Origin of the sequence: Nonomuraea marmarensis (genome assembly GCF_043197025.1) — a bacterium.
GTDB lineage: Bacteria > Actinomycetota > Actinomycetes > Streptosporangiales > Streptosporangiaceae > Nonomuraea > Nonomuraea marmarensis.
Map to the genome: position 1 here is coordinate 1 of NZ_JBICRM010000030.1, position 16,960 is coordinate 16,960.

20 protein-coding genes are annotated in these 16,960 nt (G+C 64.3%); 4 read left to right on the plus strand and 16 right to left on the minus strand.

The features are described 5' to 3' along the window. Window positions 1-56: 56 nt before the first annotated feature. The 11 genes from ACFLIM_RS36375 to ACFLIM_RS36425 form a co-directional block, all read right to left on the minus strand. Window positions 57-749: a site-specific integrase gene (locus ACFLIM_RS36375; RefSeq protein ID WP_393172919.1), complete on the minus strand. Its 693-nt coding sequence runs from the start codon at window positions 747-749 to the stop codon at window positions 57-59. Then, window positions 746-949 carry a helix-turn-helix domain-containing protein gene (locus ACFLIM_RS36380; protein WP_393173035.1) on the minus strand — a complete coding sequence of 68 codons (204 nt, stop codon included), beginning with the start codon at window positions 947-949 and terminating at the stop codon, window positions 746-748. The genes ACFLIM_RS36375 and ACFLIM_RS36380 overlap by 4 nt, the downstream gene beginning before the upstream one ends. Next, complete coding sequence (locus tag ACFLIM_RS36385; RefSeq protein WP_393173036.1) at window positions 949-2,511, minus strand: replication initiator; 1,563 nt, start codon at window positions 2,509-2,511, stop codon at window positions 949-951. The genes ACFLIM_RS36380 and ACFLIM_RS36385 overlap by 1 nt, the downstream gene beginning before the upstream one ends. 38 nt (window positions 2,512-2,549) lie before the next feature. Beyond that, entirely contained in the window at window positions 2,550-2,702 is a 153-nt protein-coding gene (locus tag ACFLIM_RS36390; protein WP_393172920.1) for a hypothetical protein, read from the minus strand. Next, window positions 2,695-2,895 carry a hypothetical protein gene (locus ACFLIM_RS36395; RefSeq protein ID WP_393172921.1) on the minus strand — a complete coding sequence of 67 codons (201 nt, stop codon included), beginning with the start codon at window positions 2,893-2,895 and terminating at the stop codon, window positions 2,695-2,697. Before ACFLIM_RS36395 ends, ACFLIM_RS36390 begins: the two co-directional genes overlap by 8 nt. Next, window positions 2,895-4,319 (minus strand): FtsK/SpoIIIE domain-containing protein, encoded by a 1,425-nt coding sequence (locus tag ACFLIM_RS36400; RefSeq protein WP_393172922.1) that lies wholly within the window; start codon window positions 4,317-4,319, stop codon window positions 2,895-2,897. Before ACFLIM_RS36400 ends, ACFLIM_RS36395 begins: the two co-directional genes overlap by 1 nt. 88 nt (window positions 4,320-4,407) lie before the next feature. Then, entirely contained in the window at window positions 4,408-4,725 is a 318-nt protein-coding gene (locus ACFLIM_RS36405; protein ID WP_393172923.1) for a hypothetical protein, read from the minus strand. Next, complete coding sequence (locus ACFLIM_RS36410) at window positions 4,722-5,135, minus strand: plasmid replication, integration and excision activator (RefSeq protein ID WP_393172924.1); 414 nt, start codon at window positions 5,133-5,135, stop codon at window positions 4,722-4,724. Before ACFLIM_RS36410 ends, ACFLIM_RS36405 begins: the two co-directional genes overlap by 4 nt. Before the next feature lie 119 nt (window positions 5,136-5,254). Then, window positions 5,255-5,971 carry a GntR family transcriptional regulator gene (locus ACFLIM_RS36415; RefSeq protein WP_393172925.1) on the minus strand — a complete coding sequence of 239 codons (717 nt, stop codon included), beginning with the start codon at window positions 5,969-5,971 and terminating at the stop codon, window positions 5,255-5,257. A 111-nt stretch (window positions 5,972-6,082) separates the two neighbouring features. Continuing rightward, window positions 6,083-6,526, minus strand: coding sequence for a hypothetical protein (locus tag ACFLIM_RS36420; protein WP_393172926.1), 444 nt, complete (start codon window positions 6,524-6,526; stop codon window positions 6,083-6,085). Window positions 6,527-6,866: 340 nt separating this feature from the next. After that, complete coding sequence (locus ACFLIM_RS36425) at window positions 6,867-7,280, minus strand: hypothetical protein (protein ID WP_393172927.1); 414 nt, start codon at window positions 7,278-7,280, stop codon at window positions 6,867-6,869. A gap of 120 nt (window positions 7,281-7,400) precedes the next feature. Between ACFLIM_RS36425 and ACFLIM_RS36430 the strand changes: the two genes are divergently transcribed. Then, window positions 7,401-8,618, plus strand: coding sequence for an XRE family transcriptional regulator (locus tag ACFLIM_RS36430; protein WP_393172928.1), 1,218 nt, complete (start codon window positions 7,401-7,403; stop codon window positions 8,616-8,618). Here the strand turns inward: ACFLIM_RS36430 and ACFLIM_RS36435 are convergent. Beyond that, the gene (locus ACFLIM_RS36435; protein WP_393172929.1) at window positions 8,596-9,159 is read right to left on the minus strand and encodes an NUDIX hydrolase; all 564 of its coding nucleotides are present in this window, start codon (window positions 9,157-9,159) and stop codon (window positions 8,596-8,598) included. The genes ACFLIM_RS36430 and ACFLIM_RS36435 overlap by 23 nt on opposite strands. A gap of 206 nt (window positions 9,160-9,365) precedes the next feature. On the opposite strand from ACFLIM_RS36435, the gene ACFLIM_RS36440 reads away from it, so the two are divergent. Together ACFLIM_RS36440 and ACFLIM_RS36445 are read left to right on the plus strand one after the other, a co-directional pair. Continuing rightward, complete coding sequence (locus ACFLIM_RS36440) at window positions 9,366-11,372, plus strand: nSTAND1 domain-containing NTPase (RefSeq protein ID WP_393172930.1); 2,007 nt, start codon at window positions 9,366-9,368, stop codon at window positions 11,370-11,372. Between the two features lie 75 nt (window positions 11,373-11,447). Further along, window positions 11,448-12,167, plus strand: a complete 720-nt coding sequence (locus tag ACFLIM_RS36445; RefSeq protein WP_393172931.1) for a hypothetical protein — start codon at window positions 11,448-11,450, stop codon at window positions 12,165-12,167. Between the two features lie 539 nt (window positions 12,168-12,706). On the opposite strand, the gene ACFLIM_RS36450 is transcribed toward ACFLIM_RS36445, so the two are convergent. From ACFLIM_RS36450 to ACFLIM_RS36465, 4 genes are all read right to left on the minus strand, one after another. Then, complete coding sequence (locus ACFLIM_RS36450) at window positions 12,707-13,162, minus strand: hypothetical protein (RefSeq protein WP_393172932.1); 456 nt, start codon at window positions 13,160-13,162, stop codon at window positions 12,707-12,709. Between the two features lie 261 nt (window positions 13,163-13,423). Then, a complete protein-coding gene (locus ACFLIM_RS36455) occupies window positions 13,424-13,759 on the minus strand; it encodes a hypothetical protein (protein WP_393172933.1) in 336 nt (111 codons plus the stop codon). 677 nt (window positions 13,760-14,436) lie between these two features. Further along, complete coding sequence (locus ACFLIM_RS36460) at window positions 14,437-15,225, minus strand: SDR family NAD(P)-dependent oxidoreductase (RefSeq protein ID WP_393172934.1); 789 nt, start codon at window positions 15,223-15,225, stop codon at window positions 14,437-14,439. Window positions 15,226-15,275: 50 nt separating this feature from the next. Then, on the minus strand, window positions 15,276-15,851 hold the full coding sequence (locus ACFLIM_RS36465) for a TetR/AcrR family transcriptional regulator (protein ID WP_393172935.1): 576 nt from the start codon (window positions 15,849-15,851) through the stop codon (window positions 15,276-15,278). 702 nt (window positions 15,852-16,553) lie between these two features. Here ACFLIM_RS36465 and ACFLIM_RS36470 point away from each other — a divergent pair. Continuing rightward, window positions 16,554-16,952, plus strand: a complete 399-nt coding sequence (locus ACFLIM_RS36470) for a hypothetical protein (RefSeq protein ID WP_393172936.1) — start codon at window positions 16,554-16,556, stop codon at window positions 16,950-16,952. The last annotated feature ends 8 nt before the right edge of the window (window positions 16,953-16,960 follow it).

Below are 16,960 nucleotides of genomic sequence, written 5' to 3' on the forward strand. Positions count from 1 at the left end.
CATTCAGGGCTCGGTTATCGACCGCCGCTCGAAGTCCTCGACGAATGGTTCGATAATCAGTCGGTTGCGTGATAGAGTCGACCATATAGTTCATTTGGGACGTGTCCGGAAAACGCCGGGCTCCTCACTACCGACCAGCGGACGCCGTTTCGCTTGGTCTTGGCCACGTCGAGGATGCGGCGCGCTTCCTCGCGTGACAGCGGCTCGATTTCCGTTTCCGCTGCCGTGGGTGCTTCCACGAGCGTGGTTACGTTCCGGGTGATCTTGCCACGGCGCACGGCTATCTTGAGCGCTCGCGAGAGGATCCGATGCACCTTCAGTACGGTGCTCGTGGATCGGCCCTTGGCCAGCATCGTCGTGTACGCCGCGTCGAGATGTTCGGGAGCGAGTCGGTTCAGCCGGTGTCGGCCGAGGAGGGGCACGATCCAGTGACGGTTCTTGGAGCGGTAGTCGGCCAGCGTACGCGGCGCCATCTTGCCTGAGGCGACCAGACGTTCACAGATCACATCGAGGTACTCGGTCATCCACTCGGCGACGGTCGGTACGCGACCAGGCTTGATGACTTGTCCGCTCTCGCGGTTGCCCTCCAGTTCGCTGACCTTCTGGGTTACTTCGGCCTCTGTCTTGGCCATCCGGTGACGACGATCAGGGGAACCATCGGGCTTGATACCCACGGTGACCCAGCCGTGCCAGTAGCCGTCCTTGCCCAGGTAGATGGAGGATCGCCCGTTCGGCTTCTTCGCCATCACGCCGCATCCTCCGTTCCGGCCAGGCCCGCCTTGGCCTCCAAGGCACGGGCGAATTCCCTCAGAGCCCACCGCGGCACGAGGCGGTAGCCGTTTTCCTTGATCGACTTGAGTTCACCGGTCTTGATGAGCCGGAAGACAGCCGTACGGCTCATGCCGAGAAGCACGGCCGCATCCTTGGGGCGATAGAACAGAGGGTCCATCACGCTGCCTCCTCTCGAATTGCCGAAAGATCTTGGCCCTCTGCTTCGGCTTGGAGTCGGGCCATGTGGGCGCGCCAGCGTCGTCGTTCGGCGACGGCGCGGAGAAGGCGTACGGCCAGTGGGGGCACGTTGGCGTCTCCGGCCGGGACGGGCTTCCAGACGTAGCGGTGTGGGTCGGTCGGTTGGTCTGTCTGGCCGAGGGCTTCCAGGACCCATGTGCGTCGGTCCTGCTTGTGTTCGGCGAGGGTCTTGTTGCTCCACTTGCGGGAGACCAGGACGCGACGGCCTGCGTAGCCGAGGTGTTCGGGCTTGTGGGCCTTGGAACGGCAGCGGCCCGGAGCCATGCCGGCCTTAGCGTCCTTGGGCTGCACGCCGTACCGCAGCCAGTTCGGGCATGTCGGCGAGCATGGCTCGTATCGAAGAGCTTCGACGAAGCGGGCTGCGTGGTCTCTCTGGGCTTGGCTGTCGAGGGCTTCGCCGAGGGACTTGGTCAGGTACTTGGACAGGTAGCGGATGCACTGGTCGGCGTCCGGGGTGCCGGCGAGCACGCCCTTGACGTCCACTTGTTCCCCGAAGCGGATCATGTGGAGTGGCCGAGCGTCCTCGTCGGCGTCGAGCTGGTCGAGAGCTTCGTCCCAGGTGGGCAGCACCTCTCCCGTGTCGGGGTCGAGGTAGCCGGTCCCTTGCTCCCATACCGGCAGATGCTCGCCCTCGAACGCCGCATGGTCGGCCTGAGGCCACCAAACCTGGTGGTAGGTGGCCGCCGCTATCTGCTTGATCTCGACGCGTGGGAGGGTGCCCCGGACGGCCATGTGCAGGTGCGGCGCGAGCCGCTTCTGAAACTCCACCGAGGCGAAGTACTGCACGTCATAGCCCGCGACACGGCGGAGGTTCTGCACGAAGCGATCCACCAGCTTGGAGAAGTGCAGCGCGTCCCGGGCAGCCCGCGCGTAGTCGTAGGTGCCGGGATCGATCGGTATCCCGTTCTTGATCTTGCCGTAAGAGGGCAGGGTGAGCGTGACGAAGAGCGAGGGCCGGTAGACCTTGCCGTTCCGAGCCTCGAAGGTTTGCCCCAGGGTCGTGGCCGTCATCTTCCGCTTGGGTAGGTCCGGGGCATCCTGTCGTCGCCTGGTCGAGCGGTTGCGCTTGGGCACCGCACCGCCCAGAACGTTGCCCCGCATGCCCGCCGCGTTGATCTCCTCATTAAGACCGGTGATGACCGCGTCCAGGTCGGTGGTGTCTTCGCCCGCCTGGAGGGCATGATCACGCTGGGCTTGCATGTCGGCGCGGAACTCGACGAGCCAGCGCTGCTCCTCGCTGGGTTCATCCGGCGTGATGGTCGGTTCGTGTTCGAGGTGCCAGCCTTCCCGGCATTGCGCCATGCGAAGCTGCCGGTTGCGCTTGGCACACGGCGGGCAGACGGCCTCCAGCGTTGCCCCGCACGGGACATCGATGATCTCGCTCTGTCCGGTGTGGATGTCGAGGCGCTTGAGCGCGACGGGCCGAATGCAGACGCCGTGCTCCTTAGCGACCTCTCGGGCCACGTCGCGTGCTCTGGGCATGCGCTGACGTTCGGCGCGAGGCAGGGAGCGGTCGTAGGTCACGGCTCCTCCCCATCGTCGTTGAGGATGAGCGCCCCTTGGCCGCATTCGCGGCACTCGACCAGGCCCGCCGCCAGGTCCATCCAGAGCGTGTTCTCGGTCAGGCAGGATGAGCAGCGCAGCCCATCGAGGAGGTAGGCGAGCTCACGCATGGTCGTTCACCTCTGTCTCGGTCAGGTCGGCGCACAGCCGGTAGCGCTCCTGGTAGGGGTGACGCAGCACGTGCGGGTGAAAGACCTCGAAGACCCTCAGTCGCGGCAGGTCGCGGGCGGTCAGCAGGACCAGCATGGGGCGGCCTGCGACGAGCGCGATCTCTTCGGCCGTGCCGTGGAAGCAGACCCGCATCACGCACCACCTTCGGAAGCGAAGGTGACGGCCATGGCGCGGATGTCGGCGTCGGAGACGTAGGCCGCGCGGACCCGGATCGGATCGGGACTGGTTTCCAGCCGGACGTAGCCGACGCCTGCGCCGAACTCGGGAACGGGGGAGATGTGATCGGCCAGCGCGCCGCGATCTCGTGCGCCGTCGCCGAGCACCATGTCCACCTGTTCGGACTCGTCGAGCCGGAGGGCGATCTTGTCGGGGAACAGGTTGCGGATGTTCATGACCTCCTTGCGGGGGTCTTGGAGCGCCGCCAGCACGCCGACGCCGACCGCGCGCCCCTGGGTAGTGAGCGTGGCCAGGGCAGCGGCGATGCGCCGCCTGAGGTCCTTGTCGGACTGGTAGGCGGTCAGGAACGCCACCTCGTCGACGACCACCAGGACGAACGGGTCATCGACGGTGGGCACGTGGGAGCGCTGGAGTCCGGCGAAGCGCGCCGCCCGTTCCTGCATGACCTGGACCGCCCGGTCGAGCAGGTCGGCGCAGTCTCCCGGGGTGGCCGCGTAGCGAGGGCCGAACAGAGCGCGGCCGTAGGACAGCTCCATCAGCTTGGGGTCGAGCGCCCACAGCTCGACGAGGCCCGCCCGCGCGGCCGGGAGGAGCCCACGGATGGTGGACCAGATGATCGAACCCTTGCCTGCCCCAGTGGCGCCGGCGACCAGGATGTGTGTGCCGTGCATCTTGAGCAGCCAGGGCCGCCCGTCCTCCTGCTTGCCGACCTCGACCGCGCCCACGCTCGGTTCATCGGGCAGGGGGCGGGCCGGGATCGGCACGGCCAGCGGATCGGTACGCGGGAACGTCAGCGTGATCCGGCCAGCCTGAGACAGCGCCACTCGGCAGGAGGTAGCGCCGAAGCCTTGGGCGAGGTGGTCGATGCGGTCGGCCCAGTCCTTGACCGCCTGCCCCTTGAGCATGCGCACGCTGACCAGGTCGGCCCAAGGCGTGCAGGTGACCTTGCCGAGGCGAGGCAAGTAGTCGCGGCCTCGGATGTGCCGGCCGAGCCCGGAGACGATCATGACGGGTTGCCAGTGCCGCCGGTAGACCCATACCAGCCGCCACCAGGCGAGCAATCGCCAGCCGATGAGGCGGGCGAAGGAGGCCCGGTTGGTGAGCGCGCAGGCGATCAGCCCGGTCGGGACCGGCGTGGACAGCAGGAGGGCGACGCGCCAGCCGTACAGAAGGGTGAGCACACCGGGCATAGCGATGGCGAGCATGGCGATGGGGTGCCGCCACGTCATCCGGATGAGTCCGGCCAGGATGCGTCCGGTGAGGATGATCAGGGTGAGGATGGCGGGGGTGGTGACGACGGCCGGGCGGAAGACGACGGCCGTGTCCGGCGTGGTGGTGACCAGGTCACGTGCCTGGTCACCGGGAAGCCGCCTGAACATAAGCTTGGAACCTCTCGTGATGTGGAAGTCAGGGGAGAAGAACGGGGGCCGCCGGAAGTTGGCGCTTCTGGCGGCCCCGCCTTACCTGTCAGGCCGCCGTGTCGTCGGCGTCCTTGCTGGTGGCCGACGGTTCGACGTGCAGGCGCTCGCAGTCGGCCAGGTAGCGAGCGGCGGCGTTGAAGATCTCGCGTGCGGTGGCCAGGTCGGCGTCGGTGACCGGTCCGGCGGCGGTGGTGGAGATGTGCACGTCGGCCTCACTGGAGCTGAACTCCAAGTACGGCCGCGGGTTGCTGAGCAGCATTCCGGCGCTCACCCGAAGTCCGGGCGTGTGGAACGAGACGCCCACATGCGGAGCGGAGTCCGGCCGCATGGACAGCGTGACGTAGGTGTAGGGGCCGGAGCTCATGCCGCGGCCTCTCGACCGGTGGGCGCCTGCTGCTTGGGACGGGCCGGGCGCATGCCGGTGGCCCGGTAGGAGTAGGCCAGCCGTCCGGCCGGGTTGACGTACGGGGTGACGGTCATGCCGGTGAACTCCACCGGAGCGATCGGCAGGCCGGCCAGCGGAGGCGGCGCGACGGGCGCGGTCTGGGACAGGAGCTTGACCGCGACCGTCTTCTGAGCGGCCTTGAGGGTGGTGTCGCCGTCCATGACGGGGACCTGCCAGATCGGCTCACCGGTGGTCTTGTCCTTGGCGTAGACGGTCTTGCCGTTGGTGGATGCCTCGAAGTTCTTGACCTGCTCGACCTGGCCGACCAGGTAGCAGCCGTGCGGGAACGCCTGCTCGAAGGTGATCGGGATGGGGCCTTGGAGTGCCATGGGGTTCCTCTCACTCGGGACGCGCTCTTCGTTCGCTCGTCCACTTGTCCGCATAAGTTGAGCGTAGATGACGGCAACTCGTCCGCACAAGTGGCTGAGCCGAAGGGGTCGGGTAAGAGTTAGCTCACCTTGAAGACATCCTCAAGCTCATGCAGGCTCCCCGGCAGAGCCACGCTCACGACCATCAGCACGGCGCCGGCCGGGTCGTGCACGGTGGCGAGCACGCCGAGCACCGGGTTGGACGAGCCGAGCAGCTCGGCTTCCTCCTTGGTCGGTTTGCGCGCGGTAACCCGTTCCGTGATGTGATCGAAGCGCAGTTGCTTGACCGCCTGGAGATGCTGCCGGATCCCGCGTCGCAATGGTTCGGGCTTGTCCAGGTCGGTGCCAAGCGCATACTCCAGCGGTACCCAGAACGTCTCCACCGCCGAGACCACATCTGCCTGCCGCGCCACCCGCTTGCGCATGATCACGGGGGTCCGCTCGGTGACACCCAACAGACGCGCCACGTGCCGGGGAGCCGGAACCCGTCCGGCTTCCACCACGGCATCAGGGCTCTCGCCCTGCTCGGCAGTCGTCTGACTGGGGCGCACCCGATCGGCCGCGCTCTCCGGCCGTCCCTTCACGAACGAGCCCCGTCCATGCTCGCGCTCGATCCAGCCCTGCATGGCCAACGTCTGCAAGGCTCGCACCACGGTGGTACGGCCGACGCCCAGCTCGCGCACCAACTGCGTCTCGGACGGCAGCATGTCGCCCGGGGCGTACTCACCCGACTCGATCCGTTCCTGAATGGCTCGCATCACCTGGGCGTATTTCGGTGGGGCGAAATCCATGCTCATCTCAACCGCCCGTTCACTCTTGCACTCGTGCGCATAAGTACAGTACCGGTTGAGAGCGCGCTTGTCAGGACCCACCCGGGCGCAGGCATAGCAGCCACAAGGCGGTTTCCATCAGGACCCGTCGACGAGCGTGACACAGTTGGGGCAAGCGTGAGCCGCGTTGGGCGAGAAAGGCAGCGACCAGCCGCAGAACGGCAACGGCCCGACTGGCGATGAGCACACGGCCGCCTCCGTTCCAGACAGCACGGCGTGCTGCTCCACCTTGCCGTCGCCTTTGGTGAAGCCTGCCACGTACATCGGGTCAGCCACATCGGACACGCGCGCCGGTTCTCCTACGTCAAGGTCGTCCCAGGCCACGGCCCATCGTCGCGCCCCCGCCGGCAGGTAATAGGAATCGTCGAGTTTCAGGAGGGCGAGATTGTCGTTGCGCAGCACGGCCACCACGACGCCTTCACGGCCGATCAGCAGCGAGCGGTAGGCGCGTGTGGAGGGTGGGCTGTGGTCCATGGTCATGATCGCGGCTCGGCATCCGATGCGCGCCCATGCCCAGCTCATTGCGGCTCCACTGAGGACGCCCCGTGTCGGCCCGCCGCACGAAAGTCGATGGCACGTTGCTGGGCGCGTACTTCGGCGTACCGCATGGCGATACGGCGAGCCGCCCGAAAAGGATCAGTCGCTGGGTGCCACGCATAAATGACGCGCCGACGATCGGCATTCCAGCCAGTACGCCACCAAAAGCGCCCGCCGTCACACCACACGACCAGGCCCACCCAGACCGATACCAACGCCAGCCCATAACCGTCATGGACATCGGTGTTGATTCCGTCCCGACGCAAAGCCTCCTGAAGAAGATTGGCCGACCCGCAGGGATCCACGGTGATCGTAATAGGGGAGATCATTTGACCACCCGCTCGAACCGCACCGATCCCGCCGGATCCAAGAACGCGCGGAAGATCTCGCGACTCGACCAGCCATCCGCAGCCGCGCCGAAGTCGAAGACCTTGTGCGCGATGCTGCCCCGGACCGCAGCTTCCTGCGGCATACCCCGCAGCGCCCTCCGCAGCTCATCCATCGCGGTGGCCTGGAACGCGCTGGATCCGCACGGCCCCAGCGCCTCACCCTGCCCTGAGTCGATCCGGACTTCCCACTCAAACCGCTCTTGGGGCGTCTCGGCCGGACCCGGGCAGTACAGGCATTCCTCTTGCGCAGATGCCGCCAGACCCAGCCCCGAAGCCGTCACGTGGCCGCGCCGCGTGACGATCTTCCAGCCCCGTCCATCGCACTCTGTGCATCTGACTGGCGTTGTCATGCCGGACAGCATGATTGCCGATACTTTTCTTACCTATCCCACGCTGATATAGCACGAGGGCATATATGCTCCGCGCGATGGCAATGCATCATCCCGGCATGAGAAAGCCGGAGGTCAGCAATGCAGAATGGCGCGTTTGACCCAATTGAGCTACCCGCTGCTGTCTGGGACCAAGAACAAAACCGGGAAATGCTCAGAGAGCGCGACATTGCCGGACTTTTCGCTCTTGCGGCCAAATACGGCGCCAGTCAGGTCCGCATCGGCACTGCCACCGGCCTCGGCCAACCCCGCGTCAACAAGATCCTTCACGGCGGCGGAACGATCAAAGAACTCGCCGTCATCGAACGCATCGCCACCGGCCTACGCCTCCCCGACCACGCGCGCATGCTCCTCGGCCTGGCCCCACTGGACATCGCCTCTCCCACAGGCGACCGCGAAGAGGAGCACGAAGAGCAGACCAGCGAACTGCTCACCCGCCTGGACGCCGCCGCGAGCATCGACCCGACCACGGTCATGATCCTTCACACCGACACCAACAACCTGCGTTTCTTGGACCGCAAGCTCGGCGGCCCAGCCATCGCCGACAAGATGCGCGCCCAGATAAACCAGATCGAACGCGCTCACCGCCATGCCATACGACATGGCATCCGCGCCCAACTCGCCCACCTACTCGCCGAAACCACCTCACTGGCCGGCTGGCAGGCCATCAACACCCTCGCCCTCAACGACGCCTGGACCCACTACGAACACGCCAAAGCAGCCGCCTACGAGGCCGAAGACCCTTCCTTACTCGCCTACGTGTCGGGCGAACAGGCCTACGTCCTGACGGAACTCGGCCGCCCCGCCGAAGCCACCGCCCTCATCCAACACGTCCACGCCCAACACCACGTCCGCCTACCGGCCCGCCTGCGCACCTGGCTCTCACTCGCCGAAGCAGACGCCGCCGCCATCCTCGGCGACGAACCCACCTGCCGCCGAGCCCTCGACCAAGCCGCCGCCCTCCTCCCCGAAGGCGATGCCGACCCAGACATGCCGTACGTCTTCATCAACGCCCACCACCTGGCCCGCTGGCGCGGCAACTGCCTCGTCCGCTTCGGCGACCCCGCCACCGCCGACGACCTCCGCTCAGCCCTGGCCGGCATGGACGGCACCCACAACAGAGCCGAATCGGGTGTCCGCTGCGACCTCGGCCACGCCCTCCTCGCCGCCGGCGACCCCGAAGCCGCCCAACCCCACATCCACCGCGCCCAGCAGCTCGCCACCATGACCGGCAGCCGCCGCCAACGCCGCCGCATCGACGAACTGTCGAAAGCCGTCAACCGCGCCCTCGGCCGTTGAGCCACACCTGAGCCTGAAGCAACCCGATCAACGTCCCCGACGTCCAGATATCCCCGCGGGCAATCATTCCGGGAATCTCCGCCATCGGAACCCACTCGATCCGATCGGCCTCCACCTCACCCTCAGGCGTGCCCATCAGTTCGGCCCCCCGCGCCACGAACAGAATGTGCTCCGAATCCACCATGCCGGCCATCGGCTGATAGCTCACCAGATGCTCAACGTTCTTCGGCCGATATCCGGTCTCCTCCTCCACCTCCCGAATAGCGGTCGCCATCGGATCCTCACCCGCATCGACCAGCCCACCGGGAAGCTCCCACCCCCACCGATCGAACACAAACCGATGTCTCCACATCAGCAAGACACGATCCTGCTCATCCAGCACAACCGCGATCGCCGCCCGATCCAGATGCACCACATGATGCTCGAACCGCTCCCCACCCGGGATCTCCACATCGGCCAGCCCCAACCGAATCCACCGGTTGTCGTAGATCAGCCGTTCCCCATGCAAAACCCATCGCGTCAGCTCAGCGTCATCAGCCACACCGCGAAGCTACCGTGTTGCACATCTGCGGTACACGGCTTCCAGCCGAGAGCCGAGAGCCGAGACAGCGACATCACACTGTGCCGGAGCCCAGAGCGTGAGTTTTCTCTGCACCATCACGGCGGCGCGCGCTCTCAGCTGCCAGGGAATCTTGGGAGCCTCGTGTCCTACAGCAGCTGATCGTTCCTTCCACGCCGGGTTGTCGGATGGAGCCCGTAACCTCGAAGATGATGTCGGCAACGGGAAGGCTCACCATGGAGACAACCGTATCGGCGGACCCCATCATTCTCGTCCTAGCCGAGGGCGACTCTCCGGGTGCTGTGCGGAACGCTAGGGGACACCTTTTTGAGGAGTTCGCTGGTCGCTTGCTGGAACTTCACGGCTATGAGGAGCCTCAACCTCAGCGACTGAACGTCACGTCGGACGGCATAGAGCTTGACCTTAGCGTTAGGCATCGACTAACCCGCCATCGGGCAGTCGTCGAGTGCAAGTGCTACTCGACGCCGGTCAAAGCACAAGCCGCGACATCGTTCTTTGGGAAACTGGCAAAGGAGCGACTCCGGGATAAGGACGTTCACGGCTTCCTCATTGTAACGCCTAGACTTTCACCGGACGCTGACGAGTTCGTCCGGGAAGTGCAAGAATATGACACGAGCTTGACCGTTCTTGCATCGCGAGAAATTGTCAAAATTCTTCGCGACAATGACCTAATCCCGGCAATCTCGCGCCGGAATGTCCTTGTTACCGACAATGCCTTGATTGTCACGGAACATGGCTTATTTGTTGCCGGTAAGGAAAATGACCCCAACACACGCACCGCAATACGCGTGTTGGTGAAGAGCGCTGCAGGCCCCGTTCCGAAGCCCACTATTGATCTTATAGCTGGCTCCCAATACTCGGAAGAACTGCCGGTCATCGACGAGGTCGGTCCACCAGAGCCCGTCACATCCTCAGTTGAAGAGCCGGTCATCGCATTAGTGCGAGGCAGCCGGTCCGATTTTGAGTATCAGTTCCCCGCATCGCCAGAGTTCTTCGTCGGTCGCAAGCTGGCACTCCAGGCTGTTAACAACGCTCTTTCGGAGGCACCCGGAGTTGTTGTACTGAACGCGCAATCAGGGTGGGGCAAGAGCTCCTTGGCTTTGAGAATGGCAAGCAGCGCCCATGAACGCGGCGGTCATGCTGTCGTGATCGATGCTCGCACCGCAACAAGCAGACGTTCCTTTGTCAGCGCAGCTCTTAGGCGAGCCGCTATCGAAGGCCAGGAGCGCGGTCTCCTGACATTGCCAGATAGCACGTCATGGGCAAGCCTGCCATCAGCTCTAGCCACGATAGCTGCGGCAACCTGGAGGCGCACCGCTCCGCTCCTCGTGTTCTTTGATCAGTTTGAGAATGTCTTCCGGGATGACGAGCTAACACGAGATTTCCGCGATCTGGCGCTGCTGGTTCTTGAGGCCAAGAATCCTCTAATCGTTGGCTTTGCATGGAAGACCGATTACATCGGCTGGACTGAGGATCATCCGTATAGGCTTCGGGACGAGATTCGCAGTGTTGCGAAGGTAGTTAATCTCGACCGCTTCGGCCCTCGCGAAGTTGATACACTAATGCGCCGGCTGGAACGAGAACTCGGAGAGCGACTCTCTCAGCAGCTACGTCGCGGACTGCGAGAGTACTCGCAAGGGTTGCCCTGGCTATTCAAGAAGCTAGCCGACCATCTGATCGCGGAAGTTAGAGGCGGTGCAACACAAGAGCACCTCCTCGCCGAGTCCTTAAACGTTCAGAGCCTTTTCGAGGCGGATCTGGCAGTGCTGAATGCCCAGGAGCAAGAGGCACTAAGGTTTGTTGCCCGCTTCGCTCCGGTCTTAGCGACCGAAATCATGGATCGGTATCCAGCTCAAATCGTCCGCGGCTTGATTGATCGTCGATTGATCGTTCAGATTTCCGAACGATTCGACACGTATTGGGACATCTTTAGGGACTTCCTTAACACTGGCCGCGTACCAATCGAGGACTCGTACATCATTCGGTATGCGCCCGTTTCCGTCTCCCGGGTGCTTCAGGAGCTTGAGCGCGACGGCGGAACTTCCAATGTTCAGGAGGTTGCGAGCCGTCTCCAAACCAGTGAGAACTCGATCTGGAACCGGACCCGAGAGTTGCGTGTCCTCGGTGTCTCATTGTACGAGCCTAACCATGTACGACTGATTGACGAGGTGTAGCACAGCGAAGACCGTGAAGAATCGCTCCGTCGCCACGTAACGGCAGCGTTGCGAAGACACCGGGCCTATTCCACCTTGCGTTCGCTGGCGGAACGGTCAAGCAATCAGGTAAGCTTAAGCCTATTTGCCCAGACCTTGCCGAACGCCTTTCCGGCGGTTGAAGTTGCGCCCCAGACCTGGCACTCTTACGCCCGGGCATTTGTTCAGTGGTTTGAGTACGCTGGCATTGCCCGATTCAAGGGACAGTCCATCCTGGTGCTTCCCGAAGGATCGGCGGGCATGGGAAGGCTATTTGGCGCACGACTGCCTATCAGGACGAAGGGCGTGTTTCCGCAGGAGCCGCCCGGGCCGTGCATCGCACTGCTAGTTAAGTTAGTCAATGGCCCGCTCAAAATATCAGCTCTCGATCGCTACGAACGCGATTCTCTTCGACAACTGCTTGCTTTGGGTGCGGTCGAGCCCGACTCTGCTGAGGCCTTCCGCCTTGCTCGGCCGGATTTAATCTCCGATGGCAAAGTTTTGCAGGCCGTCCTCATGGAGTTGCTGCGGAGGGTGCCCGGCGGTAGCGACGCCCTTGACTTGCTCATTCAGAATCCCGCAGCCAGTCCAGTGGACGTCGGTCGTATCTTCCACTCAGCTCATTCCGCCGACTGGAAACCAGCTACGACACAGTCGGTCGGCAAGCATTTTCGCGCCTGGGCGAGACATGCTGGCATATCAACGCGGGTGAGGCGGCAGCCCGACGCCGACATGATGAGTGCCACAACACGGTTAGACACGCTCTTCGACATCTAAAACCTGGTGTAGTTGCGGCGGGCCTAGGTCATGCCCATGGCTATCCAGCAGTCATGTACAGCAACGGCGGCTCTCAACTATCTGTGCCATCACCACGGCTGTAAGCTGCGTCCAGGGTCCTGCCGACAGTTTGCAAAGCCAGCCCAATAGCACTGGACGCTTGTGTGTAGTCAGCACACTGCCGAATAGTTCTTGTAGGTATCAAGCGGCGGCGCGGCGCGCCGCCGTACCCCGGCCCTCCGCCCGCCCGCCGTCCGGGCGTGCGGCCTGGGGGCCGGTCCCGGACTGCGGCGGGACACCGGGCCGGGCACCGCACGCCAGCCCCGCCGTACTTGCCGAACGCTCCGACCGGGGTTGCCACGCCGCCGCACAGATGCAGCCCTACGATCGCCACTGCATGGCCGGCCGCCGTAGATTGCTGGGGGCGATCGACGATCCGTGCTTCGTTCCTCAGCACGGCTCACTGAGCAGGGTTGTTGCGGTCCAGCTCCATGCCGAGGGCCGCTCCAGGGCCTGGGAACTACTTGGTGAGCTTGCGGTCAAGAGAGCCTCGGGGAGGCGGCGGTTCTACGGAGAGTCGCCTCGTACTGCTGTCTGTCGAAGACAAAAGGACCCAGTGCACTGAGATCCCAGTTGTGACGGCGGCCGTTACGGAACCCAGACCAGGTGACGGTCTGCTCGGTTACCTCGACCTGCGCGGTCAACGGCCAGCATTCCCACTCGCGGCATTCGCAGCCCAGCAGCACCGTATCTCCGTCGGAAAACCATTGGAGATGAGGTGCTCCGAGGAAATGGGTGCTTGGCCAGCAGATCAAGTCTCGCTCCAGTAGCCCCGCATAGGCGCCTGCGATGCTTGGGCTGGATTCCAGTGAGGCCAGTGGTAGTTCGACGACGCGCGCGAGTTCGATGAGATTGATGCCGTCGATCAGGATGTCCATATGCGGATAGACGATGGGGGCGACCGGCCCTTCAACGCGGAACTCGATCACATTCACGGGGACACCTTATGCCCTAAGTTAAGATGCTTCGCCACTTTCGGACGGTCACGAACGTCCCTGGGACACCAGGACAGGGCCGAGAGTCAAGGTCCGGGATATGCGCGGGATGAACAGCGGACTGTCGGTGCCGCAGCCGATCAGAAGTGCAGGTCGTAGAGTACTCAGCGTTCGAACCGTCAGCCCGCTGTAAACCCGCCATGCCTGCGGTGAGGGCACTCGGCTCCGGGGTGATCGCCAGCCTGGCGACAACTTCCCGTACTACGATCCCGGATCCGCCTTCGCCTCAAGCACCGTCCTTGCGAAATCGACGACCTTCCCTGCCAGCTCTCGAAGTTCGTCGTCGGTCGGCGGAGTACCGTGCAGATCTTCCCAGTCGTCGATAAGAAAGATCAGTTCCCGAATCTCCTGGGAAGTCAACCATCTGTCTCCGAGCTCAAGGAGCAGGAAGTCACCGCCCGTGCCGATGGGCAGTGTGCCGTCCACAATGCCCTGCGCCACACCCTTGGCGACCGCCCACGGCGTGCGCTGCAGATCGATAGGCGGGTAGCCACTTTCCACCAATACCTGGCGAACCAGCGGCTCGACGTCAGACATTGGCCCGACGGACAACGTGTGGCCCGCAAGCTCCCAGACCGCGGCCGTATCGAGACCGGCCTCGATGAGCTCACACGCCAACCATCCGGCGTCCGGGGCCGTCCCAGGAAGCCGGCCCCAGAGGAGTTCGCCTCTAAGTTCGGCTAGACGATTTCTGAGTGCCGGAAGCGGATCCACCGGGCCAGTATCCCGCGATCGATAGACAGGATGATCAGCAGGATGAGGTGTGCGCTCCGCTACAAGGCACGATCTCCTCGCTGAGGACCACGCACACGGTGGGGATACCGCTGTGCGTCTCTATTTGCAGGGCGACGGTGGCGGCCAGCCCGTCGCTACGCACGCCTAGTTGCAGTTCTAGTTGCAATCCAGCGCCGTACGGCGCCGTTCCAGGCGGACCGCCGAGCCCTGTTGGTCCAGGTTGAACCGATCGGGACGGGCAGGATCAGAGCTGCTAATGCGGTTTGGTGGCAACACCATCCGGGGTTCAAATCCCCGATCCTCCGCACGTGAAAGGCCCTCTTCCTTTGTTGGGAAGAGGGCCTGTGTGATCTCCGAGGGCATCAGGGTTGCAGTTGGCCCTCAGACCACTTCGATGCGTGGTCCGCGGCCCCAGTCTTGCGCAGTGAGATGACTGTCCTATCTGCAGAAACCCACGTCATGGGCGCGGGTAGGTGCGGTCAGAGGGTCTTGACCTGGCCGCCGTCTAGGGTGAACTCGGCGCCGGTGATATTGGCGGAGCGGACGGAGGCGAGGAACAGCACCAGGTCGGCGACCTCGCCGGGCTCGGTGATCCGGCCGGTGCTGATGCCCATGCTCTGCGGCACGACCTCGTCGAGCGCCTGCTGGGCGGTGACACCGGCGCCGGCGGCGACGGCGTGCGCGAAGCCGCCCGGGTCGGTCCAGAACGGGGTCCGCACCGGGCCGGGCGCGACGGCATTGACCCGCACGCCGCGCGGTGCGAACTCCTCCGACAGGGCCTTGGTCAGGTTGGCCACCGCGGCCTTCGCCGCGGAGTAGTCGACCACCATCGGGAACGGCAGCCGGGCGTTGATGCTGCTGATGTTGACGATCACTCCGCCGGTGTCCAGCAGAGCGGGCAGGGCCGCCCTGCTGGTGCGCACGGCGCTGAAGAACGTCACGTCGAACATCCGCGCCCACTCGGCGTCGTCGATGTCGAGGAAGCTCGACCGGACACCGCCGATGCCAACGTTGTTGACCAGCACATCCAGGCGCCCGTACGTCGACAGCGCGGCGTCGACGAGCCGCTGCGGGGTGCCCGCGTCCGTGATGTCGGCCAGCACCACGGTGGCGCCACGCGCGACCAAGGCGTCGAGCTCGGGGGTGCTCGTGCGGCTGCTCGCCACCACGTGCCCACCCTCCCCGATCAACGCCGCCGCGGTGGCCAGACCGATGCCTTTGCTCGCGCCGGTGACGACGGCGACCTTGCCCTGCAGTTCGAGATCCACTACAACTCCCCGTTGTTGACTGATCGGTTCCTAATTCGGGTAGCAAAAAGTCAGTCGAGCGCGCCCAGGGCGACCTCAACGGCGTTTTCGAGGAACGCGCGATCCGCGCGAGCCTTGCCCATCACCCGCAGACCCTGCAGGAACGTGGTGAGGAACTGGGCCAGCTCCCGTGGTTTCTTGTCCGCTGCGATGTCCCCGCGGACCCGGGCCCGCTCCAGGGCTCCGGCCAGGGCCGACTCAATCTGGCCCATCGTGTGGGAGACCCGCTGCACCGTGTCGGGGTGCGCCGAGCGCTCCGTGGCCGCATTGACCAGCAGGCACCCCCGCTCCGGATCGGCCAGGTCGGCCTCCACTAACTCCATGAGCACCGCCCGGATCGCCGGACGCACCTGCTCCGCCCGGTCCAACATCTCGATCAGCCCCACCGCGTGGCGCTCGCAGTAGCGGCGAAGCGCCATCGCATAGAGCTGCTCCTTGGAGCCGAACGCTTTGTAGAGGCTGCCCCGGGTGATTCCGAGACCCTCCACGAGATCCTCCGTCGAGGTCGCCTCGAACCCCTGACGCCAGAACAACTCCATCGCGCGGTCCACCGCCGCGTCGATGTCGAACGTCCTTGGCCTGCCCATACGACGACCCTAGCAGTAAGGAACTGATCAGTCCACAACTGTGAACTCACTTCGCAGGTATCCATGGAAGAGGGAGAACGGGCTGTATCTTGACTGCATGGAACGGCTGTCCCCTACCCCAAAACCCGGTACCGGGTCGCCGCCATCCTCGAAGAGGACGAGTCGTACCTTTGGCCGGATGCCGTTGACAAGGCGTCGCTCGTGGGAGCTGAGGTGGTCGCCTCCTATCCACGCCGCAGCGACGTGGCGTTCGCCGACCTGTTCCTGACGGAGGAACATCCCGACTGGCTGCCGACTCTGGCCGGCAAAGCGAAAGCGGGTGTGCGAGTGCGACTGCTGCTCGGCGACCCGCACGGGCCGCGGAACCGTACATCGGCTAGCGCCGGCCGAACCGACCGCGGACTCCTCCTTTGCGTCCGCAGCGCGGGCACGGGCGGTACGCCACGGCAGCACCCACGAGCGCAGCACCTCGCCACAGGCCCGTTGTAACCCCATTTCCTCACCACCTACGTTCGCTGGCCTGGCGTTTGCCTGACGGCGATGAGGTAGAGACCGATCTCTCGAACTGAGATAGGAATACGCCTCTAGCGGGCACTCCGGCTCCGGGATGATCACTAAGGCGCGTCAGGCCGCCTCAGGCTGCGCGCCTTGCGCCCAAGTAGATGCTTCCACACCCGCTATGGCCCATTACGATCAGCTGGCATGGGCCTTGAGGTGTTCCTTACTCGCTACATCGACGGCGAGGAGACGAAGATCGATAGTGATCGCCTTCAGGAGATGCTGCGAGAGTTCACGATCGAGGTGAACGGCAAGTTTCGGACACTGCGAGCACGGGATAGCAGCGAGGCGGAGGTCTACATCGGCGATGAAGGAGACTGCAGTTTCAACGACTCGACCGGCGGGGAGATCGACGAGTTCATGATCCGTGTCGCCCGTGAATTCAAATGTGCACTAGTCCCCTCGTATGGTCCCGTCATGGTCCTTGACGAAGCGCAGCGCCGTCACCTACCGGAGCGATTCTCCAGGGACGCCGTGGTGATCGAGTCGGCGGCAGACCTGGAAGAGATCATGGCCACCGAGTACGACGATGAGGACGAGTAGGCCGCTGA